Origin of the sequence: Nitrobacter vulgaris (assembly GCF_031453995.1) — a bacterium.
Classification (GTDB): domain Bacteria; phylum Pseudomonadota; class Alphaproteobacteria; order Rhizobiales; family Xanthobacteraceae; genus Nitrobacter; species Nitrobacter vulgaris.
Genome location: NZ_JAVDPZ010000010.1, coordinates 35659 through 61238, shown reverse-complemented (window position 1 = coordinate 61238; position 25580 = coordinate 35659). Strand labels below are relative to the sequence as shown.

19 protein-coding genes and 1 tRNA gene are annotated in these 25580 nt (G+C 60.7%); 11 read left to right on the top strand and 9 right to left on the bottom strand.

Annotation, left to right across the window (positions count from 1 at the left end):
* The first annotated feature begins 539 nt into the window (after positions 1-539).
* Together GGQ85_RS08485 and GGQ85_RS08480 are read left to right on the top strand one after the other, a co-directional pair.
* Positions 540-3782: an AAA family ATPase gene (locus GGQ85_RS08485; protein WP_309774126.1), complete on the top strand. Its 3243-nt coding sequence runs from the start codon at positions 540-542 to the stop codon at positions 3780-3782.
* Positions 3783-4039: 257 nt separating this feature from the next.
* Positions 4040-4858 carry a formate/nitrite transporter family protein gene (locus tag GGQ85_RS08480; RefSeq protein ID WP_079445860.1) on the top strand — a complete coding sequence of 273 codons (819 nt, stop codon included), beginning with the start codon at positions 4040-4042 and terminating at the stop codon, positions 4856-4858.
* Positions 4859-5477: 619 nt separating this feature from the next.
* On the opposite strand, the gene GGQ85_RS08475 is transcribed toward GGQ85_RS08480, so the two are convergent.
* On the bottom strand, positions 5478-5903 hold the full coding sequence (locus GGQ85_RS08475) for a PadR family transcriptional regulator (protein WP_079445859.1): 426 nt from the start codon (positions 5901-5903) through the stop codon (positions 5478-5480).
* Positions 5904-6057: 154 nt separating this feature from the next.
* Positions 6058-6246, bottom strand: a complete 189-nt coding sequence (locus GGQ85_RS08470; RefSeq protein ID WP_079445858.1) for a hypothetical protein — start codon at positions 6244-6246, stop codon at positions 6058-6060.
* A 1073-nt stretch (positions 6247-7319) separates the two neighbouring features.
* Here GGQ85_RS08470 and GGQ85_RS08465 point away from each other — a divergent pair.
* A tRNA-Val gene (locus GGQ85_RS08465) sits at positions 7320-7394 on the top strand.
* 47 nt (positions 7395-7441) lie between these two features.
* On the opposite strand, the gene GGQ85_RS08460 is transcribed toward GGQ85_RS08465, so the two are convergent.
* The 3 genes from GGQ85_RS08460 to GGQ85_RS08450 form a co-directional block, all read right to left on the bottom strand.
* Positions 7442-7699, bottom strand: coding sequence for a hypothetical protein (locus tag GGQ85_RS08460; RefSeq protein WP_079445857.1), 258 nt, complete (start codon positions 7697-7699; stop codon positions 7442-7444).
* Positions 7700-7827: 128 nt separating this feature from the next.
* Positions 7828-8502, bottom strand: coding sequence for a metallophosphoesterase (locus tag GGQ85_RS08455; RefSeq protein WP_309774125.1), 675 nt, complete (start codon positions 8500-8502; stop codon positions 7828-7830).
* 79 nt (positions 8503-8581) lie between these two features.
* Positions 8582-10126 carry an acetolactate synthase large subunit gene (locus tag GGQ85_RS08450; RefSeq protein WP_309774124.1) on the bottom strand — a complete coding sequence of 515 codons (1545 nt, stop codon included), beginning with the start codon at positions 10124-10126 and terminating at the stop codon, positions 8582-8584.
* A gap of 230 nt (positions 10127-10356) precedes the next feature.
* Here GGQ85_RS08450 and GGQ85_RS08445 point away from each other — a divergent pair, with 230 nt between their 5' ends.
* Positions 10357-10923: a L,D-transpeptidase gene (locus GGQ85_RS08445; protein ID WP_079445854.1), complete on the top strand. Its 567-nt coding sequence runs from the start codon at positions 10357-10359 to the stop codon at positions 10921-10923.
* A gap of 220 nt (positions 10924-11143) precedes the next feature.
* On the opposite strand, the gene GGQ85_RS08440 is transcribed toward GGQ85_RS08445, so the two are convergent.
* Both GGQ85_RS08440 and GGQ85_RS08435 read right to left on the bottom strand, forming a co-directional pair.
* Positions 11144-12319, bottom strand: a complete 1176-nt coding sequence (locus tag GGQ85_RS08440) for an isovaleryl-CoA dehydrogenase (RefSeq protein WP_309774122.1) — start codon at positions 12317-12319, stop codon at positions 11144-11146.
* 113 nt (positions 12320-12432) lie between these two features.
* A complete protein-coding gene (locus GGQ85_RS08435; protein WP_309774121.1) occupies positions 12433-13914 on the bottom strand; it encodes a methyl-accepting chemotaxis protein in 1482 nt (493 codons plus the stop codon).
* A 480-nt stretch (positions 13915-14394) separates the two neighbouring features.
* Here GGQ85_RS08435 and GGQ85_RS08430 point away from each other — a divergent pair, with 480 nt between their 5' ends.
* Together GGQ85_RS08430 and GGQ85_RS08425 are read left to right on the top strand one after the other, a co-directional pair.
* Positions 14395-15864, top strand: a complete 1470-nt coding sequence (locus tag GGQ85_RS08430; protein WP_079445852.1) for a YcjX family GTP-binding protein — start codon at positions 14395-14397, stop codon at positions 15862-15864.
* Positions 15861-16907, top strand: a complete 1047-nt coding sequence (locus GGQ85_RS08425; protein ID WP_309774120.1) for a YcjF family protein — start codon at positions 15861-15863, stop codon at positions 16905-16907. Before GGQ85_RS08430 ends, GGQ85_RS08425 begins: the two co-directional genes overlap by 4 nt.
* Before the next feature lie 55 nt (positions 16908-16962).
* Here the strand turns inward: GGQ85_RS08425 and GGQ85_RS08420 are convergent, their stop codons facing one another.
* Positions 16963-18636, bottom strand: coding sequence for a glycosyltransferase family 39 protein (locus GGQ85_RS08420; protein ID WP_309774119.1), 1674 nt, complete (start codon positions 18634-18636; stop codon positions 16963-16965).
* Positions 18637-18968: 332 nt separating this feature from the next.
* Here GGQ85_RS08420 and GGQ85_RS08415 point away from each other — a divergent pair, with 332 nt between their 5' ends.
* The 4 genes from GGQ85_RS08415 (at position 18969) to GGQ85_RS08400 (ending at position 21460) form a co-directional block, all read left to right on the top strand.
* On the top strand, positions 18969-19229 hold the full coding sequence (locus GGQ85_RS08415) for a hypothetical protein (RefSeq protein ID WP_309774118.1): 261 nt from the start codon (positions 18969-18971) through the stop codon (positions 19227-19229).
* A 234-nt stretch (positions 19230-19463) separates the two neighbouring features.
* Entirely contained in the window at positions 19464-20666 is a 1203-nt protein-coding gene (gene sorA / locus GGQ85_RS08410; RefSeq protein ID WP_309774117.1) for a SorA family sulfite dehydrogenase catalytic subunit, read from the top strand.
* Between the two features lie 11 nt (positions 20667-20677).
* Positions 20678-21010, top strand: a complete 333-nt coding sequence (gene sorB, locus GGQ85_RS08405; protein ID WP_309774116.1) for a SorB family sulfite dehydrogenase c-type cytochrome subunit — start codon at positions 20678-20680, stop codon at positions 21008-21010.
* 249 nt (positions 21011-21259) lie between these two features.
* The gene (locus tag GGQ85_RS08400; protein ID WP_011316219.1) at positions 21260-21460 is read left to right on the top strand and encodes a cold-shock protein; all 201 of its coding nucleotides are present in this window, start codon (positions 21260-21262) and stop codon (positions 21458-21460) included.
* A gap of 179 nt (positions 21461-21639) precedes the next feature.
* Here the strand turns inward: GGQ85_RS08400 and GGQ85_RS08395 are convergent, their stop codons facing one another.
* Positions 21640-22233, bottom strand: a complete 594-nt coding sequence (locus GGQ85_RS08395; protein ID WP_309774172.1) for a hypothetical protein — start codon at positions 22231-22233, stop codon at positions 21640-21642.
* Between the two features lie 318 nt (positions 22234-22551).
* On the opposite strand from GGQ85_RS08395, the gene putA reads away from it, so the two are divergent.
* A complete protein-coding gene (gene putA / locus GGQ85_RS08390; protein ID WP_309774115.1) occupies positions 22552-25557 on the top strand; it encodes a bifunctional proline dehydrogenase/L-glutamate gamma-semialdehyde dehydrogenase PutA in 3006 nt (1001 codons plus the stop codon).
* Positions 25558-25580: the final 23 nt, after the last annotated feature.

Sequence of the window (25580 nt, the reverse complement as noted above, 5' to 3'; positions counted from 1 at the left end):
GGGCACGGAACGGCGGTAGCCTTGACCACGATTTTACCCGGCCTCCCGACATGGGGCCGACGCAAGCAAGGGCAGCCAGATCGAACCGACAACCCCGAGCTGAGGGAATGAAGAATGCCGTGAAATAGTGCTTGACTTCGAAAGCTCGTACGAGGCTTGCTCGGCGCTTACCGCGTCACGGTGCACACCATTGCTGTTATCGTTTCGCAGAACTCTAACCTAGCGGCTTCGGTCACTTCGTACCCGTGACGGCTGTGTACCCGTGACGGCTGTGGTGGTTTCGGGCTGGAGCGCTGCCGGTCCGGACTTGAACACCTGCCGGCGGACACCGACTTTGTACGACGCATGCTTCCAGCGATCGTTCGAATGCGGACCATGCCGAGAGCTTTTCACGAGGCGCCAGTCAAGATCTTCGCGCCGGCGGTACGGCGCTTCTGCGCGAATTCGACGATCGTCTTTTTGGCGGATGTCGCGGCCAGGTCGGATTTGTCCGACTCCACGACGATGTTATAAACTAGTTGTTCAGTGAGGTTTCCACGATGTCGGTATCCGTTAGCAGCACGATCGAGGAGATGCAGGCGGAGCGCAACGTGCTCCAAAGCTTTGCCAACGATCGCGCACGCGACTTCGTCGGCAGGCAGTCGGTCCTTGCGCGCGTCACCGACCTCTGTCTCTCCCCTGCCAAGGAACTTTCCCCCACGAGGGAAGGCGCGCCATGGGGGATCTGCATCACCGGCGATCCGGGCTCGGGCAAGAGCGCACTGTTCGGCGAGCTTCTCCGCCGCATGAAGGAAACCGATGCCTTCGTTCTCGCCCATGCTGCGGAGGCAGCCCCGCGGGCTTCATCGATCGATGCCATGCTGCGCCGCTGGATTACCGAACTCGGCAGCGCCCTCGGCGCCGGCGATGTTGACCTCGCCGCCAATATCGACCCGGAGATTGTCGAGCGGGCTTTCGCCTCCCTGCTCGCGCGGATGGCTTCGCAACGGCGCGTGATTATCCTGATCGACGCGATCGATCAGTTCAAGAAGACCTCGCGCGGGAAGTTTACCACCTGGTTGCCACGGCTTTGGCCGATCAATGCGCGCCTGGTCGCAACCGGCCTTGCCGGAGGCGCCTCCAAGGCGCTGGCCGAACGTTCGGGCGTGGAAGCGCTGACCCTCCCGCCACTGGAGGCGCCCGAAGCGATCATCGACGCGGTATGCAAACGCAACCAGCGCAAGCTGGCCTCCCCGGTGATTGACGCTCTGCTCGCGAAGAAGCATGCGGGCGGGTCGGCTTGGGCCAATCCGTTGTGGCTGATGGTTGCGCTCGAGGAACTCGAGCTGCTCGCCACCAGTGATTTTGCCGACATGCAGCGCGAATATACTGGCACTCCGGAGGAGCGTCGGCAGAATGCGATGCTGGATGCGGTCGGCGCCATGCCTACGGACATCCTGCTCCTCTATCGCGCAACATTCGATAGCGCGGCCGAGCTGTTGGGTCCGGCGATCGCGGCGGCGTTTATCGGTCTTCTTTCGGCAGGCCGGACTGGATGGCGAGAGAGTGACTTTCGTCAATTGTTGCCTCAGGTCAGCGGCGAAGCCTGGGACCAGAAGCGCTTTGCTGCGCTGCGCAACCTGTTCCGCGGCCAGATTCACCAGCATGGCGATCTTGCGCAACTGGATTTCAACCACGCTCAGGCGCGGGCTGCCGCCCGCTCGCGCCTTGCCGCGCTACGCGTCTCGAATCCCGAACTGCACCTGCTGATCGCAGATCACCTTCTGACGCTTGCACCCGGCGACCCGCTGCGGGTGTCTGAAACCATGATCCATCTTTTGGCAAGCAAGGACGATGTCCGTGCTGCCCGGTACTATGGCGATCCAGCGCTTGGCGAAAAGGAGCTGCGAGGCGCCACACAAGCGCTCGCTGATGCGATCATCTCGCCGGCTGCCGGCACTTCGGCGAGCGCGGCCCGAGAGATATGCCGTCTGCTTGAGAACCCCGATAATTCTGTCCGCGCAAGCGCGGCCGAGCGTTTGCTCGTCAGTTTTGACGATGTGGCGGGTCGGCACCTTCCTTCCGATGTTCGCCTGATCGTCCTGAATGCGATCGAACAAACGTTTCAGCAACTACTCCGCGCCGAACCCGACAATGCCGGCTGGCAGCGCAATCTGTCGGTTGCGCATGATCGTGCCGGCGACGTGCTGGTGGCGCAGGGCAAGCTGCCTGAAGCGCTCAAGTCGTTCCGTGAGGGGCTTGCGATCCGAGAGCGGCTGACGAGCAAGACTCCCGACAATGCCGGGCTGCAACACGATTTATCAATCTCGCACGAGAAGGTCGGCGACCTGCTTGCGGTGCAAGGCAAACTGGACGAGGCGCTGGAATCGATCCGCAAGCAACTCGCCATTGTCGAACGGCTGGCGAACGGCGCCCCCGGCGACACCGATCTGCAGAGCGAGCTGTCGCTGTGTCACGAGAAGATCGGTGAAGCGCTGATGGCGCAAGGCAATCTTCCGGAGGCGCTGGGAGCGTTCCAAAACCAGCTCGAGATCACTGAGCGGCTGGCGCGCGGCGCCGACACCGACGACAACAAATGGCAACGCGATCGGACGCTCGCTTACGACCGCGTCGGCGACGTGCTGATGGCGCAGGGCAAGCTGCCGGAGTCTCTCGAATTTTTCCGCAACGGGCTCACGATCAAGGAGCGGGTCGCCAAGGCCCATCCCGATAACACGAGCTGGCAGCGCAGTCTGTCAATCTCTCATGATCGTATCGGGGATGTGCTGGTCGCGCAGGGCAAGCTGTTCGACGCGTTGAAATCCTTCCGCACAGGGCTTGAGATCGCGCAGCAGATGGCACGCACCGAGCCCGAGAATGTCGGCTGGCAGCGTGATCTGTCAGTGTCGCACGCCAAGATCGGCGACGTGCACGTGGCGCAGAGCAGTCTGCCCGACGCGTTGAAAGCCTTCCATGAAGGGATGACCATCAGGCAGCGTTTGGCAAACGCCGACCCCGACAATGTTGACTGGCAGCGCGGCCTGGCGGTGTCCTACGACCGCATCGGCGACGTGCTGATGGCTCAGGACAACATGGCCGATGCGCTGAAGGCCTTCGAGGATCAGTTCGCGATTGCCGAACGACTAGCGCGGATCGACCCGGGCAACGCCGGCTGGCAACGCGATCTGTCTGTATGCCATGAAAAAGTTGGCGACGTGCAGATGGCGCAAGGCAACCTGCCCGAGGCGTTGAAATCCTATCGCGCGGGACTCGCGATCAGAGAGCGGTTGGCGCGCAACGATCCCGATAACGTCAGCTGGCAACGCAGTTTGTCGGTGTCACACGATTGTATCGGCGACGTGTTGGAAGCACAGAGCGAAGTGGAGGAAGCGCTGAAAGCCTTCCGCGAAGGGCTTGAAATCAGGAAACGGCTGGCGCAGCGCAGTCCTGATAACGTCGGTTGGCTGCGCGATCTGACGGTATCTTACGATCGTATCGGCGAAGTGCTGGAAGCGCAGGGCAATGTGGACGAGGCCGAGAAATCCTTTCTTGAAGGGCTTGCGATCATGGAGCGGCTGTCGCTTGCCGATCCCGGCAACGTCGATCTGCAGCGCGGTGTTGCCGTGAGCCAGGGGCACCTGGCGGAGATGTATCGCCGATCCAACGACCACAATAACGCGCTGGCTGCGCTGCGGCAGGGACAAGCTGCCATGGAACGGGTTGTCATGCGCGCACCCGACAATGCCGGCTGGAAAAAAGATCTGGACTGGTTCACCGAACAGATTGCGACCTTGACGGATTAGTCGGTCCATCCTCCAGGTAAACAAAGATCAGCACGGCGCTTTGCAGCTGCGCCGGCGATCGCTTGCGCCTCGTTAAAAGCGCTCAATGGTTCTGCCCGCGCGTGAGATTCTACCCGCGCGTGTCGAGTCTGATTCGCGCGCGGCTACCCCGGCCTCGCCGTTGCACGATATACAGATATCTGATATGCATTTGAGTGATAACGGCGCTGCCTGAACGGGGCGGTGATCGGAAAAATCAATACACAGGGGGGAACGCAATGGCCGATTATGCGAACGCCAGCGTTGTGATCGAAACGGTGCCGCCGTCCGATATGGGCGCCGCGATTGCGGCGGATGCCGCCAAGAAAGCTAAGTTCGGTACCATTCACCTACTCATTCGCGGCTTCTTGTGTACACCCTTTCTGGCCTATGGAGCCTGTGTGACCTTCGCCATGGTTGCAGCGGGCATACCGCTCGCGGTAGCCGGACTTGTCTTCCCGGCGGGCTACGTCACACTGAGCTTCCTCGGCCTGGAGATGGCGACGGGCAGCTTCGCGACGATGCCCATCGGCATGTACGCCGGGACGATTACGCCGTTCCAGTTAGTTCGTAACTGGACATGGACTATGGTGGGCAACCTTCTGGGAGGCATATTCTTCGGCTGGCTGCTGTGGTTCTCATTGACCAAAGGCGGGTCCATCGAGCCGGACAGCATGCTCAAAGTGATCGCCAAGACCGCCGAGAGCAAGGTGAGCTATATCCATTACGGCGCGATTGGCTGGTGCGCCGCCATTGGCAAAGGCGTCCTTTGTAACTGGCTGGTGAGCCTCGGGTCCGTCATGTCCAAAGCCACGCGCAGCACCTTGGGCCGGGTGGTGCTGATGTGGATCCCGATCGGGATGTTCTTCGCGCTGGGATTCGAGCACACCGTGGTCAACATGTGGCTGTTCCCAACCGCTATCCTCTCGGGTGCCAACGTGAGCATCTACGAGTGGTGGGTATGGAATCAGATCCCGGTCACAATCGGCAATATCCTGGGTGCGATGGTGCTCAACGGCACACTGTGGTACTTCACGCATACCCTGCAGAGGGACTAGAGCTTTTCCGCTTCTGATTCCGATGGAATCAGAAGCGGAACTCTATCTTATGTTTTGACGCGTTTTCTTTACGCGAACCGGCATCCACTTCGTTCGAAAACGCTATAGATCGATTGCCGATTGCATAGACCCGATCTGTGCTCTTGCAATATGCGCGGGGATGGCCGGTTCGAAGAACGATGTTGTTCGACCGCCTATGACCCGCGCATCCTAATAGTTCTCGAAAGAAGAATTGAGCGGTCAGCGCCGAGACATCTGTGATCAGAACAAATTGCGAGCTATGGCTGCGGGTTTCCGATTCGGCAGACAGCGTGAATCAGATCACAAGCTCCTTGAGACTCATCAACGATTCAGTTCGCTCGGAAAGGCTCTGGAGCTTTCAACAAGGTTGTCCGTCTGAACTGAACCGAGGAAGCTGAGGTTGCAAAGCTTCGATATCCTCGAGCCTATACAACATCCACAAGAATGCGCCCCTGACACCGAAAGGTCGAGCGGCTGGTGCCGAGCGTGATCGAAGGCGGCCTTACAAAGGCCGCGGCTGCGCTCCGTTATGCCGCGATCGTCCCCACCAACCCGTTCACTTCAAAGCGTCGCCGCGCCAGCTTCGTTTTACGCAAGGCTATTTCCTCGGCATCGCCGCACGGGCAAGGACATCCAGCAGTCCCTCCGTAGCATCCGCGTCGGCCTCCTTCTGCCTTTCCGCAACTCCGAGAGCCTGCCGCCAGCGGGTGACGCGCTCGCCGAGAGCCTTCAGACGATTTAGGACGGCATCGGCGCGATCACGATGCTGCTCAAGATAGGCGTGGCCTTCGTCCGTGATGGTGAAAAGTCTCGGAGGATCAGCAGATGCGGTCAGACAGCGCTCTTCCACAAGCTTGGCCAGCATCGGATGAACGACGTTGGGACCGGGTAAAAACCAGTCAGCCGTCATTTTCTCGATCGTTTGGATGACGTCGTAGCCGTGACGGGGCGCCTCGGAGATAAGTGAGAGCGCAATGAGACGCAGATCCTCTTCGGCCACACCCTTCGATGATGGAGCCGTCATTTCTATTCTCCGTGAAGATACCTTTGCTCGAAAGAAACCCATATTATGCTGTAACGCAAGATATTTCCTTTGCTATCCTGACTGCCCGGTCGCGCTCCGTGCCGGTTCCAACAACCGTCGGCGGTTCAGCTCGTCGTGACGTCAGGATCCCGCTCTAATCGCGGCCGCCCTTTTCATCCATCCGCTTCACGGTGAGGCCTCGCGGCAAAACCTGACCGCCTTGCTCGTCGGCGACGGGAATATCCGAAATGAGGCCAGCCCGCAGCGCATTTTGCCAGGCACCCAATTCCGTCGACGCTGATTCGCCGATACGTACGTCGTGATCAAAGAGTGCGTAAGGCATGGCGTTCCTCCCGATAATTCAATTTGCCAACCGTCAGAAACACCGGTCGTTCCCTCGCCAATAAAGGGGTACGCCTTCCCGCAACGGCGAGTGTCTGCTGGTGGGCAATCCCGAACGCCTCGTAAGACACCCGCGAACAGACCCGCACGCTCCACAGTAACAGCCGGATCAGCGCGGCACCGCCTGACACTGCACGATCGGACTATTGCTTGCGCCTCTGAAAAGCCGACCGAAAAGAACTGTGTCAATCATGTTGCAGCCGAATCAGCAAACATGGGCCATTCTTGCCGCGTATGGCTGCAAACAAGGTAACGGCAGTACACAGGGCTGGACGACCTCCATAGCTCGCCTTTAGCCATTCCTGAAAGGGAATGGCTTTTTTTCTTGATCCCCTTGAAGCCACCCTCACAGCATCATCTGGGCAAATGTCAGCAAAACATCCGCACACGATTTCTCCACGTCGCCGGCACGTAGGCTTGACGCGAAACGGGCATAACCAGCATCACTTCGGCGTCTGCAACCCCGAGGAATTTGCCCAGCCCTCTATATGGGCCGCAATGTCCGATAGACGGCGTTTCCTCAACGCTTCATCCCCGCGCGCGTACGGAGGAAGTTCGTCGGTAGCCTTGCGGACACCTGCCACAAACTCGGCCAGACGATCTTTCAAGGACTTTAGCTGACGAGAACCACGTTGCACCCTCATGGCGTTGCTCCCTGCTTCAAAAGGGGGCGGAGCGCGGGCAGCGTTCTCCGGAACCTTAAGAGTATGCACCTGGCGCTGTCGGAAAGCGAGTCAGTTGTTCGGGAATGAGATCGTCCGCCAACCGCCCTTGCGGGATCCGCTGGCGGTTCAGGTTCAGTGATGGCCCGCTGACAGACGTAGACGGCTGGACCGCAGTGATGGTTATGGTTCGGAACTGCCTTGGTTTCCCTTGGCTTCCCTTGGCTTCGAGCGGCAGGTACAAGTTCGCTTGACACTCCTGCCCTGCATTCCCTAAATCGCGGCTTCGTCGCCGCGTCGGGTCGGATTCGACACCGAGGCCTGGGAATCCTTCACGGCAGATGACGATTCCGGGCGCATAGCTCAGCGGGAGAGCGTTCCCTTCACACGGGAGAGGTCCAAGGTTCGATCCCTTGTGCGCCCACCATTTTGGATTTAGCCACGCGGCGCGCCCTCATGGCCCCGCCCGATCAGTCACAACAATTTTGTTCGCGCGAACAACGCTCGCAATGCATCGGTCGCCTTGCGGCTCAGCATCGCGTTGCCCGCGGCGGCCTCGAGCGCGGCGCACGCGTCCTCGTGCAGCGTGCTAAACTCCACCCACTCGGCGGTGCTCAGGCGGGTGATGAAGTCGTAGGCCTGTCCGACCGTAGCGATGGCGACGGACTCGCCATTCAGCGTGATGCGGAACGTCGCCTGCAGTTTCGTAACCGAGTTCGAGACCTTGTCCATTGCCACACGAAGACCTGCGCCGCGAGCAGCCGTCAAGATAAAACCATCCGGCTATCCCACGAAAGAAACCGGTCGTCTTCTTATCCGAGGGGCGTGCGGTTCCAGCTTTAACCTCTTCAAAGCCGGAGTCACGAGGTCCCTTGAGTCGAGCCATGAACGACGATGAAATCGACCGGCCCACCAGGATATGCATCATCGAACACGCCAGTCACGAGGCGGCCGGTTCGCCACGCCCTGGTGTCGAGATTGGTCCGGCCTTGGTACATTTCCGGTCCCTCAGCAAACGAGTTGTGTCCATGCACGATATGACGGCCCTCGAATCCGGCCGCTTCGCCTTGGGGATAGCGTTTCCAGAGCAGCGTGATTTCGGGCTGCGCGTCAAGTCCAACTCCGGGATCGAGCCCGGCGTGAACATAGATGCGGTGCGCATCGATATGCATGAGCGGCAGCGCCTCGAGCCAGGCAATGTCGGCCTCCGGAATCACGAAGGGATCACTGCCGTAGGATTCCAGGACCGCATCGCCGCCGTGTTCCAGCCAGCGCGTCATTTCCGCGGGGTCACGCCACGCCGTAACCATCATCGCATCGTGATTGCCCTTGAGCGGAACGAAGGTCCAGCCGTCCGGCATTCCGCGCCGCAAGCGAGCGATGACCTTGCTGCTGTCCGGCCCCTTGTCGACATAGTCGCCGAGCATGACGAGCGTCCCCCCATTGCCAGCGGCGTGGGCATGAACTCCGTGCAAGGCCTCGCTCAACAGATCGAAGCGGCCGTGGATGTCGGGAATGACATAGGTCAGGCTCATGAAGGCTCCCGCACCCGGGGCACCTCCCCGCCGCGCTCAACGCATCGACCATTGTTTACGACTGCATCCTGCATCGTCGTCACATCTGTACGTCGATCAAGCGCGGCCCCTGCTCGGCCATGGCCTCGGCAAGCGCCTTGTTGAACTCGTCGGCCGTGGTGACAGCGCGGCCCTGAACCCCCATGCCTCTGCCAAGCGTCACCCAGTCGAGCGCGGGACGATCGAGGCTCAGCATGTCCATCGCCTTCTTGCCGGGTTCGCCAGCGCCAACACCGTCGAATTCGCCTCGCAGAATTTGATACATGCGATTGGAGAAAACGATCGTGAGGACGTTGAGGCCTTCGCGGGCCTGCGTCCATAGCGATTGCAGCGTGTACATCGCGCTGCCGTCGCCGACCATGCAGATCACTTTGCGTTCGGGGCAAGCCACCGCGGCGCCGATCGCCACCGGCGTCGAAAATCCGATCGAACCGCCCATGTTCTGCAGCCAATCATGCGGCGCGGCGAAGGCTGTCGACGGAAAGAATTTACGGCCCGTCGTGATCGCCTCGTCGATGACGATGGCATTTTCCGGAATCGCCATCGCGATGGCCTGCGCGATGGACGTATGATTGAGCGGCCCCTCCGGCCACGTAATGTCGGTTGGCTTCTGCGGTTTCGCATCCCGCAGCCTGGCGCCGACAGCACCGGCCAGTGCTTCCAGCGCAGCTATCGAGTTTTCGCCATTCGCCGTCATGCGATGCACATCGCAGCCCTCCGGCTTCAAGAAGCTCGGCTTGTCCGGATAAGCGAAGAAAGCGACGGGATCGTTGGCTTCAACCAGGATGATGTTCCTGAACGGCTTCAGAACCGACAACGCCTGTTCGACCGGGTAGGGAATGCGATCCACGAAAAAACGGCCCCGGCCGCGCGCCATGCGCGCGTTAAAGGTCTCTCCCATCACCTTGCAGCCTGTCTTGCCGGCGATGCCAGCAGCCAGCGCCAATCCCCTTTCAGTCAGCGCGCTACCGGCGAGTAGAAGCAGAGTCTCTCCGCTGCCGCGCAGGATCTTCGCTGTGCTCTCGATCGCCTGCGACGAATAATCCGGGCGCTGCAACGTCTCGGTTACGTCGGCAACGTCATCGGCATCGCTCCATGCGGCGTCGGCGGGCAAGATCAGCGTTGCGATTTGCGGCGGCGAACTCTGGGCCGCGGCGATGGCCGCGGCGCCGTCTCGAGCGACCGACCTCGAATCCGGCGAGGTGCGGACCCAGGCCGACATCGGCCGAGCAAGCCCCTCGATATCCGACGTCAGCGGAGCGTTGCATTCGATATGGTGGAGCGCGTGCTGGCCGACAATATTGACGATGCCTGAGCTGGCTTTCTTGGCGTTGTGAAGGTTGGCAAGGCCATTGGCGAGGCCTGGACCGAGATGAAGCAGGGTACAGGCCGGCGCGCCCTTCATACGGAAATAGCCGTCTGCAGCGCCGGTCACCACGCCTTCGAACAATCCGAGCACGCAGCGCATTCCCTCCACCCGGTCCAGCGCTGCGACAAAATGCATTTCCGACGTGCCAGGATTGGCGAAGCAAATATCCACGCCGTTTTTGATCAGCGTTCGGACCAGACTTTCGGCGCCGTTCATCGTTGCGCTCCGGTTTCATTTTTCGGTAACCCTGAGATCAACATTATTCCCGCCACGTCCTTACCCTGGCTTGCCCTATGACTGTTGGCGGTCCCGCATAAACCAGGACTTGGAGCTGGGGCTTTTTCGCAAACGACGGCGGAGAAGGAGTATCCTTGCACGGCCGCGGCTTGCGAAATTGGACGAATTATGGCCAGTCTCACAGTGAAATCGATTGATGCGAGGAAATAATGACGCGCATTCTGGCTCTTTTGATTGCCATCGCCTTTGTTTTCAGTGGAAAGTCCGCTTTCGCCCAGTACGTTGATACGGGCGACTTCATGAATTTCGGTCCCAATTTTACATCCGCAAGTCCGGTCCCGCGGCAGCTTGTCTATTTCCCGAGCCGGTATGCGCCGGGCACCATTGTCATAAGGACCGGGGAACGGAGGCTCTATCTCGTCCTCCCCCAAGGCCAGGCGCTGAGATACGGTATCGGCGTCGGCCGCGACGGATTCCGCTGGAGCGGCGTCCACCGCATCAGCGCCAAGAAGGAATGGCCGAGCTGGACCCCGCCCGCGCAAATGATCGCGCGTCGCCCCGATCTGCCGCGCCACATGAAGGGCGGACTCGAAAACCCTCTCGGCGCGCGCGCGATGTATCTCGGCTCCACGCTCTATCGCATCCACGGCTCCAACGAACCGGAGACGATCGGTCAGGCGGTGTCCTCTGGTTGTTTCCGCATGACGAACGAGGACGTGGTGGACCTTTATAACCGCGTGCCGATCGGCACGACGGTCGTCGTCGTCAATAACTAGACTAACGCAACTAGACTACCGCCCGCGACACATGGATCGGAACGCGCACGACGCCCTGAGTGTCGCGGCGCGGGCTGAGAAAGCGCGACCGTGAGGCAGCCTACCGTTCAGGCTCTTTGCCACGCTGATCAGCGCAGCATTTTCATGAACGTGATCGATTCCAATATTTTGAGAAGCGGGGTGCAGGCGGAAAGCCGCTGCGCCCTTTCCTCATTCCGCTCTAGGCGCTCTTCTCAAATAGCTCGCGACCAATCAGCATGCGGCGGATTTCGCTCGTGCCGGCGCCGATTTCATAGAGCTTGGCATCGCGCAGCAGGCGGCCGGCCGGATAGTCGTTGATGTAACCATTCCCGCCCAGCAACTGGATCGCATCCAGCGCGCATTGCGTCGCCTTCTCCGCGGAGTAAAGGATCGCTCCTGCCGCGTCCTCGCGCGTGATCTCGCCGCGATCGCACGCCTTTGCCACCGCATAGACATAGGCGCGGGACGCATTCATGGTGACATACATGTCAGCAACCTTGCCTTGAACGAGCTGGAAGCTGCCGATCGGCTGCCCGAATTGCTTACGCTCGTGCACATACGGCATCACGACATCCATGCAAGCCTGCATGATGCCGAGCGGACCGGCAGCGAGCACGGCGCGCTCGTAATCGAGACCGGACATCAGGACATTGACGCCGCAGCCGGCTTCACCGAGGACGTTTTCCTCTGGCACCTCGCAATCCTCGAACACCAGTTCACAGGTATCGGAGCCGCGCATACCGAGCTTATCGAGCTTCTGTGCAGTTGAGAATCCATTCATGCCTTTCTCAACGATAAAGGCGGTGATGCTTCGTGCGCCCGCCGCGGCGTCGGTCTTGGCGTAGACCACCAGCGTTTCCGCGAGCGTCCCGTTGGTGATCCACATCTTGCTGCCATTAAGAACGTAGTGGTCACCTTTCCTGTCAGCACGCGTCCTCATTGAGACCACGTCCGAACCAGCGTCCGGCTCGGACATTGCCAGCGCGCCAACATTCTCGCCGGAAATCAGCTTCGGCAGATATTTTCGCTTCTGCGTTTCGCTGCCATTGCGGCGCAATTGATTGATGCAGAGATTAGAGTGAGCACCATAAGACAATCCGACCGAAGCCGAACCGCGTGAGATTTCCTCCATTGCAATGCAGTGTTCGAGGTAACCGAGACCGGCGCCACCATAATCTTCCTCGACGGTAATCCCGTGAAGACCGAGTGCGCCGAGCTTCGGCCAGAGATCGCGCGGGAACTGGTTGGACCTGTCGATCTCGGCAGCACCCGGCGCGATCTCGTTCGCGGAAAAATCACGGACCATCTCGCGGATTGCATCGGCGGTTTCGCCGAGACCGAAATCGAAATTACCAGGACTATTGGAAATGGCCACGCGAAGTCTCCCGCAGGCGCGACCGGAGACCGATCGCGTACCGTCCCGGAAGCAACCATGCCATGGCGAGATGACGGAGAGAAGAGCCGGCGCAACGGCCTCTATACCAACGCTTACGCCACCGCGCGAGATGCGTCCTTGACTTTGCGGGTTGCGGCGTCGACGGACTGCGTGACGTCGGCTATCTCGCTCATGCTTGCCGTGATATCGGCAACGCTCTTGGCAGCGACCTGCATATTAGATGAGATACTTTGCGTCACAGACGCCTGCTCCTCGACCGACGCAGCGATGGCCGCAGATATTTCGTTGATCCGCGATATGGTCTGGGTGATGGCCTCGATGACGCCCACCGCGCTTCCGGTGGTGTTTTGCACTTCGGCAACCTGACCGCTGATTTCCTCTGTCGCCTTGGCGGTTTGTGATGCCAGGCTCTTCACTTCCGACGCAACCACCGCAAAACCTCGACCGGCCTCGCCTGCGCGGGCCGCTTCGATCGTGGCGTTGAGCGCCAGCAGATTGGTCTGCTCGGCAATGCTGTTGATCAGCTTGATGACGTCGCCGATTTTCTGCGCGGCGGTCGCAAGCCCGGCAACGATGGTGCCGGTCTCGTTCGCCTGGGTGACCGCCTGCTGGGAGATAGCAAGCGCGTCCGCTGCCTGGCGACTGATCTCGCCGACCGACGCCGCGAGTTCTTCGGCGCCAGCCGCGACAGCCTGCATGTTGGCGGACGCTTGCGTGGACGCATCGGCGGCCGAGCTAACGCGCCGCGACGTCGCGGCAACGGATTCAGTGATCTGACCGAGGTCCGTATCGATGGATTTCTGCAAATCCGTACGACGCATACGGTCTTGGACTTGAGCCGTCACATCGGTCGCAAACTTGACCACCTTCATGACTGCCCCCTCCGAATCCTGGATTGGGTTGTAGGATGCTTGGATCCAGACCGCCCGGCCGCCTTTTCCAATTCGTTTGTACTCGGCGGCCTGATATTCACCGCGCCGGAGCATGTCCCAAAAAACCTGATAAGCCACGCTGTCTCGCTCGTCCGGCTCGACGAACATCCGGTGATGGTGGCCCTGGATCTCGTCCAGACTGTAACCAACCGTCTTAAGGAAATTGTCGTTCGCTGTGATAATACTGCCGTCAGGATTGAATTCGATCACGGCCTGCGACTTGTGGATCGCCTTCAGCTGACCTTCATAATCGGCATTGCGCAGCCTCTGCATCGTGATGTCGGTCGCAAACTTGACGACCTTGTAAGGCTTGCCTCGCGCGTTCATCAGAGGATTGTAGGAAGCCTGAATCCACACCGTTCGCCCGCCCTTGGCGACTCGCTTAAACTCTCGCGCCTGATATTCGCCGCGACGCAGCGAATCCCAAAATTCGCGATATTCAGCATTGTCACGACGTTCCTTGTCGACGAACATGCCGTGATGCTTGCCGCGGATTTCCTCGAGCGTATATCCCATCGCATTGAGAAAATTCGCATTCGCGGTGATGACCGTTCCGTCGAGATTGAACTCGATGATAGCCTGAGATCTGCTCAGCGCGTCGAGTTTCGCGTTCGCATCGCGAGATGCCGGTAGAAAGCTCATGATTGTCGTCCCCAAATGCTCGCAAATACAATCTACGCGAGTAGTTAAACTTCTTTTACACAACTGGAGGGAGAGAAAATTTTACGAAAACGGAACAGACAGCCAGCCGAAGTGGTAAATTCATGCCCGAGATCGTCGATGTTGCGCTCGTATGAACAGCAAACGCGCGCCAACCGTTAGCGGCGCAAGATTCCCGGAGCGAACCGCGACCATTTCGAGGAGTCGTCCGCGTCGTTCCACTCGCGCATAAGACGCACAGGCCAGGACGAGGTCGATCACAGCCCATATAAGACAGGCTCCGCCAAGTTCTGAAGATCACGCCGCAGCCGTAGAGCAGCCGCGGGTCAACGAAGCCTCAACCTAATTAATGTACATCTCACTTGGATACGGAACTTGATTCAGGCTCGGCAGTCGCCACTTTCCGGTTGCCACGAACCATAGGTGCGCCATTGCAGGCTTCATCACCGACATCACATCAATATGGCCGCCAGCTTTTCCGATATCTTTGAAGGAGCGCGCCTCTCGGCACGCGCGCTGCTGGACTACGGCGAAAACTTCTTCAACCCGACGATCAGGCTCGGCGTGACAGGCCTGTCACGCGCTGGCAAAACCGTGTTCATCACGGCGCTTGTGCACGGTCTGTCGCGTGGCGGCCGGTTTCCGGTTTTTGAATCTCTCGCCAGCGGTCGAATCGCCCGCGCGCAGCTTGCCCCGCAACCGGACGACGCCGTACCGCGATTTAGCTATGAACATCACGTCAACACCCTGATCACGGAGCGGCGCTGGCCAAGCTCGACGGTCGACATCAGCGAATTGCGGCTCGTAATCGGCTATCAGCGGCAGAATGGTTTGGACCAAACGCTGACGCTGGATATTGTCGACTACCCCGGAGAATGGCTGCTCGATCTGCCGCTGCTCGATAAGAGTTATGAACAGTGGTCGGCAGAGAGCTTGGCGCTATCGCGGCAACAGCCACGGGCGCGCCTCGCACACGCATGGCACGATCATCTCGCAACGCTGCGGCCCTCGGCCCGCGAGGATGAACAGGCGACACTCGCCGCCGCCCGGCTGTTCACCGACTACCTTCGCGCGTGTCGGGACGAACGTTTCGCCATGAGCCTGCTGCCGCCCGGCCGTTTCCTGATGCCGGGCAACCTTGCAGGCTCGCCCGCGCTCACTTTCGCGCCGCTTGATTTGCCCTCCGGCGGAATCCCGATTGATGGATCGCTTTGGACGATGATGCGGCGGCGATACGAGGCCTATAAGGATCTCGTGGTGCGGCCGTTTTTCCGCGATCACTTTTCGCGGCTCGACCGCCAGATTGTGCTGGTCGATACACTCGCCGCCTTCAATTCGGGACCGGAAGCCTTATATGATCTCGAAGCGGCGCTTGCCGGAATTCTCGATTGCTATCGCGTCGGCCGCAGCACGTTACTCAGTACACTATTGCGGCCGCGGATTGATCGCATCCTGTTCGCCGCTACCAAGGCCGACCACTTGCATCACACCAGTCATGACCGGCTTGAGGCGATCCTTCGGCGCATTGTGGAACGCGCCGCCTCGCGGGCCGAAGTCGCCGGCGCCGCCATTGATGTCGTCGCCTTGGCCGCGGTCCGCGCCACGCGCGAGGCGCAGGTGCGATGCGGTCGCGAGAAACTGCCGTCCATACTCGGCACGCCCCTTGCCGGCGAAGCCGCCAATGGCGAGACCTTCGACGGCAACACCGAAGTCGCAACATTCCCCGGAGACCTGCCTGAGGATGTCAAGGAACTTTTCAGCGGAAACGGCGCTTTCCGCGGGCTGTCGACATCCGCTATGGATCAGGCCGACTTTCGTTTTCTGCGCTTTCGTCCCCCGCGCCTCCAAAACGAAGGAACTGGCGAACCGTCGCTGCCCCATATCCGCCTCGACCGGGCGCTCCAGTTCCTAATCGGAGACCGACTGCAATGAGTGAGCGTTCCGGCCTGCGTCGTCCCGTCACATTCAAGCTCGACGATCCGCTCGTCGTGGTCCTGGAACACGACGAGGCCGCGAGCCGGGTTGCTCGCGGCAGCATCAGCATCACGCCGGAAGCGGAACCCGAGCCGGAGCCCGTACTCCTCCCGGAACCGGCGGAGATGCCTCCGGTTCCGGCGCGGAAGGGATTTCGTTGGGGGGCATTGTTCTGGTCGTCATTGGCCGGGTTCATCCTGCTCGGCACCGTAATCGGCGCTATCGATCTGGTCGGCGACCTGTTTGCACGCAGCGAGGGGCTTGGTTTCCTCGGGCTGATGCTGGCGGCGCTGTTTGTCATCGCGTCGATTGCCATCGCGGCCCGCGAGATCGCGGGTCTTACCCGTCTCGCCACCATCGAGAATCTGCATCGGCGAGCGCTGGCCGCAATCGCGGCTGACAATCGCAAGGAAGCCGACGCGGTCGTGCACGATCTGGTGAAACTCGCCCACAACGATCCGCACCTGGCCCGGGCACGAGCAACGTTGCGGAGCCATAGCACTGACATCATCGACGGCGCCGATCTGGTGCGGCTCGCCGAACGCGAACTGATGGCTCCGCTGGACCAAGAGGCGCGCCGACTCGTATCAGTGGCAGCGCAGCGTGTGTCGATCGTCACCGCGGTCAGCCCTCGCGCCGTCGTGGATGTGCTGTTCGTATTCGCCGCAGCGATGCGGCTGGTGCGGCAGCTTGCGCGTCTGTATGGCGGAAGGCCAGGTACGCTCGGGATGATCCGCCTGATGCGCCACGTCATCGCGCATCTGGCAATCACCGGCGGCATGGCGGCGAGTGACACGCTGATCCAGCAAATGCTCGGCCAGGGCATCGCCGCGAAACTGTCGACGCGTTTGGGCGAAGGCGTCCTCAATGGATTGCTGACCGCCCGTCTCGGGCTGGCGGCGATCGACGTTACCCGGCCGATGCCGTTCACGGCGCTGCCGCGGCCCGCGCTCGGCGACCTTGTAAAAGATCTGTTGCGCAAGCGAGACGGCGGCAACTGAGTTAGCGCGTATTCCGCAAAAGTGAGTACCGGTTTTCGGATAAAATCATCCTCTCTCACAAGGATGCGGCTAGAGTCTGATTCGCTCCTGTTGAAATAGACCCTAGACGGCAAACTGCCCCGCCCTCGGCTAGTTGTCGCCATTTGTAAAACGGCGAGGCCGGCGGCGGCGAGAGATCGGGCGTCCAGCCCGTCAGCTTTTCCAGCACATAGGTGTCCATGACCCGTCCACGCCAGGTCCGTTGAACCTGACCGAGGGGCGTGAGCACCGCCGCGGTCGAGGCCAGAATCGAGGCATCATCCGGCTCCCGGGCGACATAGAGCCCGGCATGCCCGGCAATCATGTCGCAACCCGGATCCCGAAAGCCTAAGAAACGACTGCGCTCATTGATCTGGATCACCGGCACGCGATCCCTGAGATACCAGCGCAGCATCGCATAAACGCGGTAGTCGACTGTTGCGATCCAGGTTGCACCGGAGTTTTGCATTTCGCTTTCAGCGCGGCTCGCGACCTGCGCGAATCCCGCCTCACCGCCGATCGGATCGGTCTTGCCGATGAAATTCCACGGACTGACGGTGTAATAAAGAAAGATCGCGACGACGAGACAGAGACCCGACACAATCGCGGCGTTGGCCCAGAACGTTGACCATTTCAGCATCCACGCCGGCCAGTTTTCGCGCCGTCGCATTGCAATGTCGATCGCCGCCGCCGCGAAACCCAACGGCCAGATGAACATCGGCCAGGTGTCGCCGACCCGAAGCGTCAGCGATTTCCAGAGAAAATACCCGAACGGTACGAGTACGGCGGTAGACAACAGCACGGCGACGGGATCGCGATGCCGGTAGCCACGCCATGCCGTGACGCCTACCGCGAACAGCACCACAGGCAGCAGGATCGGTCCGACCTGACCGAACTGAAGGCCGATGTAATCGCCGAGCGTGCGAAGTGTAAGATCATGTGCCGACGTCGCACGAACGAACTGAAACCTGAACGAGGCCCAGTCGTGCATCCCGTTCCAAATCAGGACCGGTGAGAACACCGCAACGGCAATCAACGCCGCGGTCCATGGGTACGGACTGCGTAGCCAGCGCCAACGCCAGTCCGGCACGAGGATGAAGGCGGCAATGGCGGGAATCAGCATCAAAGCAGTCAGCTTCGACAGCAGCGAGAGCCCCCCGAAAACACCGGCCGCGAGCCACCAGCGCGCGTCGCCGCTCTCCGTGAGCCTCACCAGCGACCAGACCATCGCCAGTTCAAACGGAATCAGCGCAATGTCGGGCGCGACCTTCGCCATTAGCAGGCCGTAGTACAGCGCCGCTTCCATCATCAGAACCGCCAGCATGGCGGCACGGATGTCGTGCGTGACTCGGCGAACGATGTCGGCAAGCAGCAATTGTGAGATCGGCATCGCCAGCAGCCCGGCAAACCTGACGCCGAAATTTGTATCGCCGAAAATCGCGGTACCGAAACGAATGAACCACGCAATCATCGGAGGATGATCGAGGAAGGACAGCGCGCTTTCCTTCGACCAGGTCCAGTAATAGGCCTCGTCAGTGCGCAGATCCAGCGTGCCGGCAAAGACGCATCTCATCGCGGTCATCACAGCGATCAATGCCGCGACCCAAAGCAGCGACGAAAGCGCGGGACGCTCCGGTGGCAACGCGGGTTTATCGGACTGTGCGATTGTCATCTGGATGTCGAGGATTACACCTGTCGCGCGTCCTCGCATGGTTCTCCGGCAGCTTCCTCGCGTTTCTTGACCACCCGGTCCTCGGTGTCAATCTAGGGCGAGGTCGGCCCGTCGCCGCTTGGTTCACGCATATTTTTCAGCGGCATTCGCACCGTGTGAGATTTCGCACACGCATAGGGCTCGAAACCCCACTTGTCTGAACGTCCATTCAGAAAAATGTCGGCCGGATTCTTCGAACCGCCTTTTCAAAGCAAGCGACGAACTTGCGACGGGCAAGAGCGAGACCAAGCAAGAGCCCGCAACTGGAAACTGAAAATCGCTTTGAACCTGAAACCCGCGCATCCCACGCTTCATCTAAAAGGAGAACGACCATGTTTCGTAAGATTGCTCTCGGGCTTGTTGCCGCAGCATCCCTCAGCGCGATGGCGCTGCCTCCGACCGCCGCTTCGGCTCACGGTTGGCATGGCGGAGGATACGGTGGATGGCATCACGGCCACCACTTCGGCCACGGCCATTTCGGCCACGGTTTCGGCGTTGCCTATATCGGCGGTTACGACGACGGCTGCTACGTCGTGCGCCGCGTGCCGACCCCGTTCGGCTTCCGCCTGCGGACCATCAACGTCTGCGACTGATCGCACCTTCCTGTCCGGTCAAAAAGCTCCGGCCGCCCAGCGGCCGGGGTTTTTTGCGTTGAGAGCAACGGGCTGTTGTCATGCCGCCGCATCAAAATCTCGCGATCCGATCCATCGATCGCATCGAACGGCATATTCGGAACTCGTCGATTGACTTGCCGCTGTCCGGTGACAAACTTGCAGAACTGTGATCCGTGATGACGGGCCATGTCAATAAAGCTTCGGAGGAAGCCAATGCTCGACAGACGAGAAATGCTGAAACGCATCGGCGCTGGACTGACGCTTAGCATCGGCCTGACCCCTTTCAAAGCCTTGGCGCTCGACAGCGTGACGATGCCCTTCGACAACGGCGAACGTCCGCTGGTCAAATATCCACAGAAGCGTCCGATGATCGGAATCACCAGCCGGCCACCACAACTCGAAACACCGTTCTCGGTTTTCAACGAAGGCCCCATCACGCCGAACGACGCCTTCTTTGTCCGCTATCATCTTGCCGACATCCCGCTCAATATCGATCCCGACACCTTCATGCTCGAGATCAAGGGCAAGGTTGATCGTCCGCTCAAGCTGTCGCTTAAGGACATCAAAAAGATGAAGCAGACAGAGATCGTCGCGGTCAATCAGTGCTCAGGCAACAGCCGCGGATTCGTCAATCCCCGCGTCGCAGGCGGCCAGCTCGGTCACGGAGCGATGGGCAACGCACGCTGGCGCGGCGTTTCGCTCAAGACCCTGCTCGATCAAGCCGGCGTACAGCACGACGCCAAGCAAGTGGTTTTCGGGGGCATGGATGGCCCCGTCAGCGACAAGACCCCGGATTTTGCCAAGGCGCTTGATGTCGATCACGCACGCGACGGCGAGGTCATGCTGGCCTATTTGATGAATGGAAGAGACCTGCCGTTTCTCAACGGCTTTCCGCTTCGGCTCGTCGTTCCCGGATATTACGGCACCTACTGGATAAAGCATCTCAATGAGATCACCGTCATCGACAGCATCTATGACAATTTCTGGATGAAGACGGCCTATCGCATTCCCGACAATGCCTGCGCCTGCGTCGAACCGGGCACCACGCCGACAGCGACGGTCCCCATCAACAGGCTCAATGTCCGCTCCTTCATCACTAACGTCACCGAGGGCGCGCAACTCAGACGCGGCGGAAAAATTTTGAAGGGAATCGCGTTCGATGGCGGCACGGGTGTCAAGAATGTCGAGGTTTCAGTCGACGGCGGCAAGACCTGGAAGAGCGCGCGGCTCGGCCGGAACTACGGTAAATACTCGTTCCGCGAATGGAAGGTTCCGGTCAAGCTCACTGCCGGTCCACACGAATTGAAGGTGCGCGCGACCAGCGATGGCGGTCAGGTGCAGCCGTCTGATGCCACGTGGAATCCGGCCGGTTACATGCGCAACGTCACCGAGACCGTTCGCGTCTCGGTCTCTTGAGGGAGAGGCTCATGACGCGTTCAGTTGTTCTTACCCTCGCGACCGGCATCGGACTGGCCGCGAGCGCCTGCGCCTACGAGTCGACGGGGGCCATCGCCGAACCGCTTTCCTACAAGCTCCCGCGCGAAACGATCGAATTCAAACCAGGACTCAATGTCGACGTCGTAAAGAACAATTGCCTGGCCTGCCATTCGGCGGATTACATCGCGACCCAGCCACGCGGCCCGAAATTCAAAAAGGATTTTTGGCAGGCGGAAGTGAACAAGATGATCAAGGTGTACGGCGCGCAGATCGATGAGACCGACATCAGCAAGATCGTCGACTATCTCACTGCTACGTATTGACGTCGCAAGGGTATTCGCCGAGAGCCCCCCGGAAAGCTTGGGACACCGGCCGCTGTGGCCCCCCGGCGCTACCCCGGTCGGGCGAGACCCCTTGTACTTGGCGGTCTGAGGCCTCTCAGAATTGTGGCAAAATGGTACCGGCCTTCATGTTTGATCTATCAAGCCGGACCGAGACCGCGTATCTTGTGCGCCGTCGGACAAGCCGGTTCCGGGGGCCGACGACTGTTTCAATCCTGCGGAGACTTGGGAATGGCTAAGGGTACTGTGAAGTGGTTCAACCCGACCAAAGGTTATGGTTTCATCCAGCCGGCCGGGGGTGGCAAGGATGTGTTCGTCCATATTTCAGCCGTGGAAAGAGCAGGTCTTTCGACCCTCAACGAGGGGCAGACGGTTGAGTTCGAAGAAGTTGCCAATCGAGGCAAAACTTCGGCCGAAAACCTGAAGGTTTGACGCGTCGACGCGATCCTTCAGGCTCGGATAAAAGCGCGTCCTGGCAGGCGCGATCCATTCCGGGCGAACGACATGGGCTCCGCCGACGCCATCAGGTTTACGCTATCCGCGCAGACTGAATTCGCCGGCGACGACGATCGGGTAATCTTCGTGGCAAAGTCGCGCAGGAAGGCATTGTCTCAGTTCTGCTTGGTCCATTGATCCACGGTCATGACATCGGGCAATTGCGCAAAGCCGCGCGTCCACATGTCAACGACCCACTCCACACGCGTGGTGCGCTCCACCAGCACCGCGGTGTTATGCGGGGTCTGCAAGACAAGCGCGTTGCCACGATAACGCGGATTTCCCACAGTGTGAAATTTGAGAAGCCCCCAGCCCTGCAGGACCAGCAACAGGCTCGTCACGTTGCGCGTCGTGTCCCAGCAATCGAAGTTGTGCTTGTCATCGCCGGCGCGGAAATCAGCCCGCGCCACACGCCTGTCAGTTCCGAGGATCGATCCCATGCGGCGATCGAACCAGACCACCGCCTTCTGCACAGCCCGGCGTTCCGCAGCGGCCGATGAGCGGCCGGCCGCCAGAACCCGCCCCAACGCGGCACGGTCGGCGGACGTGAAGTCAAGACTTTCGCGACGCCGGCAGACGAAACCGTAGCAGACCGTCATGGATTCCGCGGTCGGGGGATTGATCGAAACCGAGGTATAAAGCTGCGAGATTCCCGGACTGAGTTCTGCGGCTTCGACAGGATGATCCACGCCGTTAGCCATGAGCAGCATCGCGCCCACCACAAGCAGACGAGACAGGCGGCGCACGCGGGCGCGGTCATGTTGTCGTTCCGGAAAGCCCGCCATCGTCCCTCGACCTGATATCCGATCCCGGACTGAGATTAGCCTGTACGACGCGGAGAGAGGGTCGCGCAGGCGCAACAGCGATCCTATTTATCGATGACGCGTGCCGCTCACATGCTGCTACCAGAACCGGAAAGTTTGTGCACGGAACTTAGCGGGACCGCTCCCGCTCAAAAATCGGGAAATCGATCACGTTCGTGATTTTGCATCGATTCAATCCAGAATCATCGTGATCAGGAATCACCGATGTCGCCCCAGCTTCCACCGCCGTTCTCGGTTCCCTACGCTCCGGATGACCGGCCAATCGCGGAGCGGCTGCTCGCCGAGGCCCGGCTGACACCTGAGCGGGAAACGCGGATCGATCGGACGGCGCGACGCCTGATCGATGCGATCAGGCAAAACGACGACCCACTCGGCGGCGTCGAGGATATGCTGCGCGAGTTTGCACTATCGACCAAGGAAGGCCTCGCGCTGATGGTGCTCGCCGAGGCGCTGCTGCGGGTTCCCGATACCGAGACCGCGGACAGATTCATCGAGGACAGGCTCGGGCAAGGCAATTTCATCCACCACGAGACCAAATCCAGCGCCTTTCTTGTCAACGCGTCCGCGTGGGCGCTCGGGTTGTCGGCGCGGGTCATCCAACCGGGCGAGACGCCGCAGGGAACCATCGGGCGGCTCGCGAAACGGCTCGGCGTTCCGGCGATTCGCGCGGCGACGCGGCAGGCGATGCGGCTGATGGGCAGTCACTTCGTACTGGGCGAAACCATTGAGGCTGCGCTCGAGCGGGCGCACGCGCATTCGGCGGGATGCACCCGCTACTCTTTCGACATGCTAGGCGAGGGCGCGCGCACCGCTGCGGATGCGGACCGCTATTTCAGTTCCTACGCCGCCGCCATTGAGGCGATCGGCCGCGGCGTGGGCGACAGGACCCTGCCCGACCGCCCCGGCATTTCCGTCAAGCTGTCGGCGCTGCATCCGCGCTTTGAGGCAGTGAGCCGAGGGCGGGTGATGGTGGAGCTGGTTCCGCGCGCCATCGATCTCGCCAAGCGCGCCAAAGCGCTCAATCTCGCTTTCACGGTCGATGCGGAGGAAGCCGATCGGCTGGAGCTTTCGCTCGATGTGATCGCCGCCATTGCCGCCGACCGCTCGCTCGCTGGCTGGAGTGGCTTCGGCCTCGCCGTCCAGGCCTATCAGAAGCGCGCCGGTGCCGTTATCGACTATATCGACGACCTCGCACGAGCCCTGAACCGGCGGATGATGGTTCGTCTGGTGAAGGGCGCGTATTGGGACACTGAGATCAAGCGCGCGCAGGAGCGCGGGCTCGACGGCTATCCCGTGTTCACCCGCAAGGCGATGACCGACCTGAACTACATCGCCTGCGCGAAAAAACTGCTGACGCTGCGGCCGCGCCTGTTTCCGCAGTTCGCAACCCACAATGCCCTCACTGTCGCAACGCTTCTCGAACTGACGGACGGAGAGACCGGCTTTGAATTCCAACGCCTGCACGGCATGGGCGAAGCCCTCTACACCACGCTCTGCAAGGATCGCCCCGTGATCGCCTGCCGCATCTATGCGCCGGTCGGCAGTCACCGCGACCTGCTCGCTTATCTGGTGCGCCGCCTGATCGAGAACGGAGCCAACTCCTCCTTCGTCGCGACGGTCTCCGATCCCAATATGCCGCTAGACACGCTGCTGCGCAGACCGGTCGATATCATAGGAAGCGCCGACAGCGCCGAGCACGCGAGGATTCCACTGCCGCGCGATCTTTTCCAGCCGGAGCGCATCAACTCGCGCGGAGTCGAATTCGGCGAGCGCGCCGCGGTGAACCGGCTGGTTGCCGAGGTCGCGGCTGAGCATGTCTCAATCGTGCCGGTGAACGATAGCCGGCCGGAAGATGTGAACCGAGCCGTTGCCGCGGCGCGCAGTGGGTTTTCATCGTGGAGCCGCGCACCGGCGGCCGTGCGAGCCGCCGCCATGGATCGCGCAGCCGACCTGTTGGAACAGCGATCGGCGCGCTTCATCGCGCTCTTACAACGGGAAGGCGGTAAGACGCTGGATGATTGTGTGTCGGAGGTTCGCGAAGCCGCCGACTTCTGCCGATACTATGCCGCGGAAGGCCGCAAGCTGTTCGGCGACGCGCAGCCGTTGCCCGGGCCGACCGGCGAACGCAACACGCTGCGTCTGCGCGGGCGCGGCGTTTTTGCCGCGATCTCGCCCTGGAATTTTCCGCTGGCTATCTTTTTGGGGCAGGTGACGGCGGCGCTGATGGCTGGAAATACCGTGGTTGCGAAACCGGCTGAACAGACGCCGAGGATCGCCACGGAAGTTGTGCACCTGCTGCATCAAGCCGGGATTCCGGAGGCGGCGCTTCACCTCATTCAGGGCGACGGACACATCGGGGCTGCGCTTGTCGCGCATCGCGACATCGCGGGCGTGGTCTTCACCGGCTCAACAGAAGTGGCGCGATCGATCAACCGCACGCTCGCCGCCAAGGACGGCCCGATCGTGCCGCTGATCGCCGAGACCGGCGGCATCAACGCCATGATCGCCGACGCCACCGCGCTGCCCGAGCAGGTCGCCGACGATGTCGTGACTTCGGCATTTCGCTCGGCCGGGCAGCGTTGCTCCGCGCTGCGGCTTCTGTTCGTGCAGGAGGACGTGGCCGACCGCATGATCGAGATGATCGTTGGCGCAGCGCGCGAATTGAGGATCGGCGATCCGTCCGATCCCGCCACCCATGTCGGCCCGGTGATCGACCGCGAGGCAAAGGATCGGCTCGATGCGCATATCGCGCGCATGACGCGCGAGGCTCAGGTACATTTCGCGGGACTTGCGCCGTCATCGGGCAATTTCGTCGCGCCGCATATCTTCGAGCTGGACGACGCGCGGCAACTGACCGAAGAGGTGTTCGGACCAATCCTTCACATCGTGCGCTATAGCGCCTCCGGTCTCGATGGGGTGTTGGACTCCATCGCCGACACCGGCTCTGGCCTGACGCTCGGCATCCACTCGCGCATTGACGATACGATCGAGATCGTCGCTGACCGGCTTCAGGTCGGCAACATCTACGTCAACCGCAACATGATTGGCGCTGTGGTCGGAGTGCAGCCCTTCGGTGGCCATGGGCTGTCGGGGACAGGACCCAAAGCCGGCGGCCCCCACTATCTCACCCGGTTTGCCACCGAACAGACCGTAACGGTGAATACCGCAGCCGCCGGCGGCAATGCCGCATTGATGACCGAAGTAGGCTAGAGCTTGTTGATTAGACGCGTTTC

Coding starts and splice junctions, on each gene's coding strand:
- GGQ85_RS08485 (WP_309774126.1), top strand. CDS start 540: ATGTCGGTATCCGTTAGCAGCACGATCGAGGAGATGCAGGCGGAGCGC.
- GGQ85_RS08480 (WP_079445860.1), top strand. CDS start 4,040: ATGGCCGATTATGCGAACGCCAGCGTTGTGATCGAAACGGTGCCGCCG.
- GGQ85_RS08475 (WP_079445859.1), bottom strand. CDS start 5,903: ATGACGGCTCCATCATCGAAGGGTGTGGCCGAAGAGGATCTGCGTCTC.
- GGQ85_RS08470 (WP_079445858.1), bottom strand. CDS start 6,246: ATGCCTTACGCACTCTTTGATCACGACGTACGTATCGGCGAATCAGCG.
- GGQ85_RS08460 (WP_079445857.1), bottom strand. CDS start 7,699: ATGGACAAGGTCTCGAACTCGGTTACGAAACTGCAGGCGACGTTCCGC.
- GGQ85_RS08455 (WP_309774125.1), bottom strand. CDS start 8,502: ATGAGCCTGACCTATGTCATTCCCGACATCCACGGCCGCTTCGATCTG.
- GGQ85_RS08450 (WP_309774124.1), bottom strand. CDS start 10,126: ATGAACGGCGCCGAAAGTCTGGTCCGAACGCTGATCAAAAACGGCGTG.
- GGQ85_RS08445 (WP_079445854.1), top strand. CDS start 10,357: ATGACGCGCATTCTGGCTCTTTTGATTGCCATCGCCTTTGTTTTCAGT.
- GGQ85_RS08435 (WP_309774121.1), bottom strand. CDS start 13,914: ATGAGCTTTCTACCGGCATCTCGCGATGCGAACGCGAAACTCGACGCG.
- GGQ85_RS08430 (WP_079445852.1), top strand. CDS start 14,395: ATGGCCGCCAGCTTTTCCGATATCTTTGAAGGAGCGCGCCTCTCGGCA.
- GGQ85_RS08425 (WP_309774120.1), top strand. CDS start 15,861: ATGAGTGAGCGTTCCGGCCTGCGTCGTCCCGTCACATTCAAGCTCGAC.
- GGQ85_RS08420 (WP_309774119.1), bottom strand. CDS start 18,636: ATGCGAGGACGCGCGACAGGTGTAATCCTCGACATCCAGATGACAATC.
- GGQ85_RS08415 (WP_309774118.1), top strand. CDS start 18,969: ATGTTTCGTAAGATTGCTCTCGGGCTTGTTGCCGCAGCATCCCTCAGC.
- sorA (WP_309774117.1), top strand. CDS start 19,464: ATGCTCGACAGACGAGAAATGCTGAAACGCATCGGCGCTGGACTGACG.
- sorB (WP_309774116.1), top strand. CDS start 20,678: ATGACGCGTTCAGTTGTTCTTACCCTCGCGACCGGCATCGGACTGGCC.
- GGQ85_RS08400 (WP_011316219.1), top strand. CDS start 21,260: ATGGCTAAGGGTACTGTGAAGTGGTTCAACCCGACCAAAGGTTATGGT.
- GGQ85_RS08395 (WP_309774172.1), bottom strand. CDS start 22,233: ATGCTGCTCATGGCTAACGGCGTGGATCATCCTGTCGAAGCCGCAGAA.
- putA (WP_309774115.1), top strand. CDS start 22,552: ATGTCGCCCCAGCTTCCACCGCCGTTCTCGGTTCCCTACGCTCCGGAT.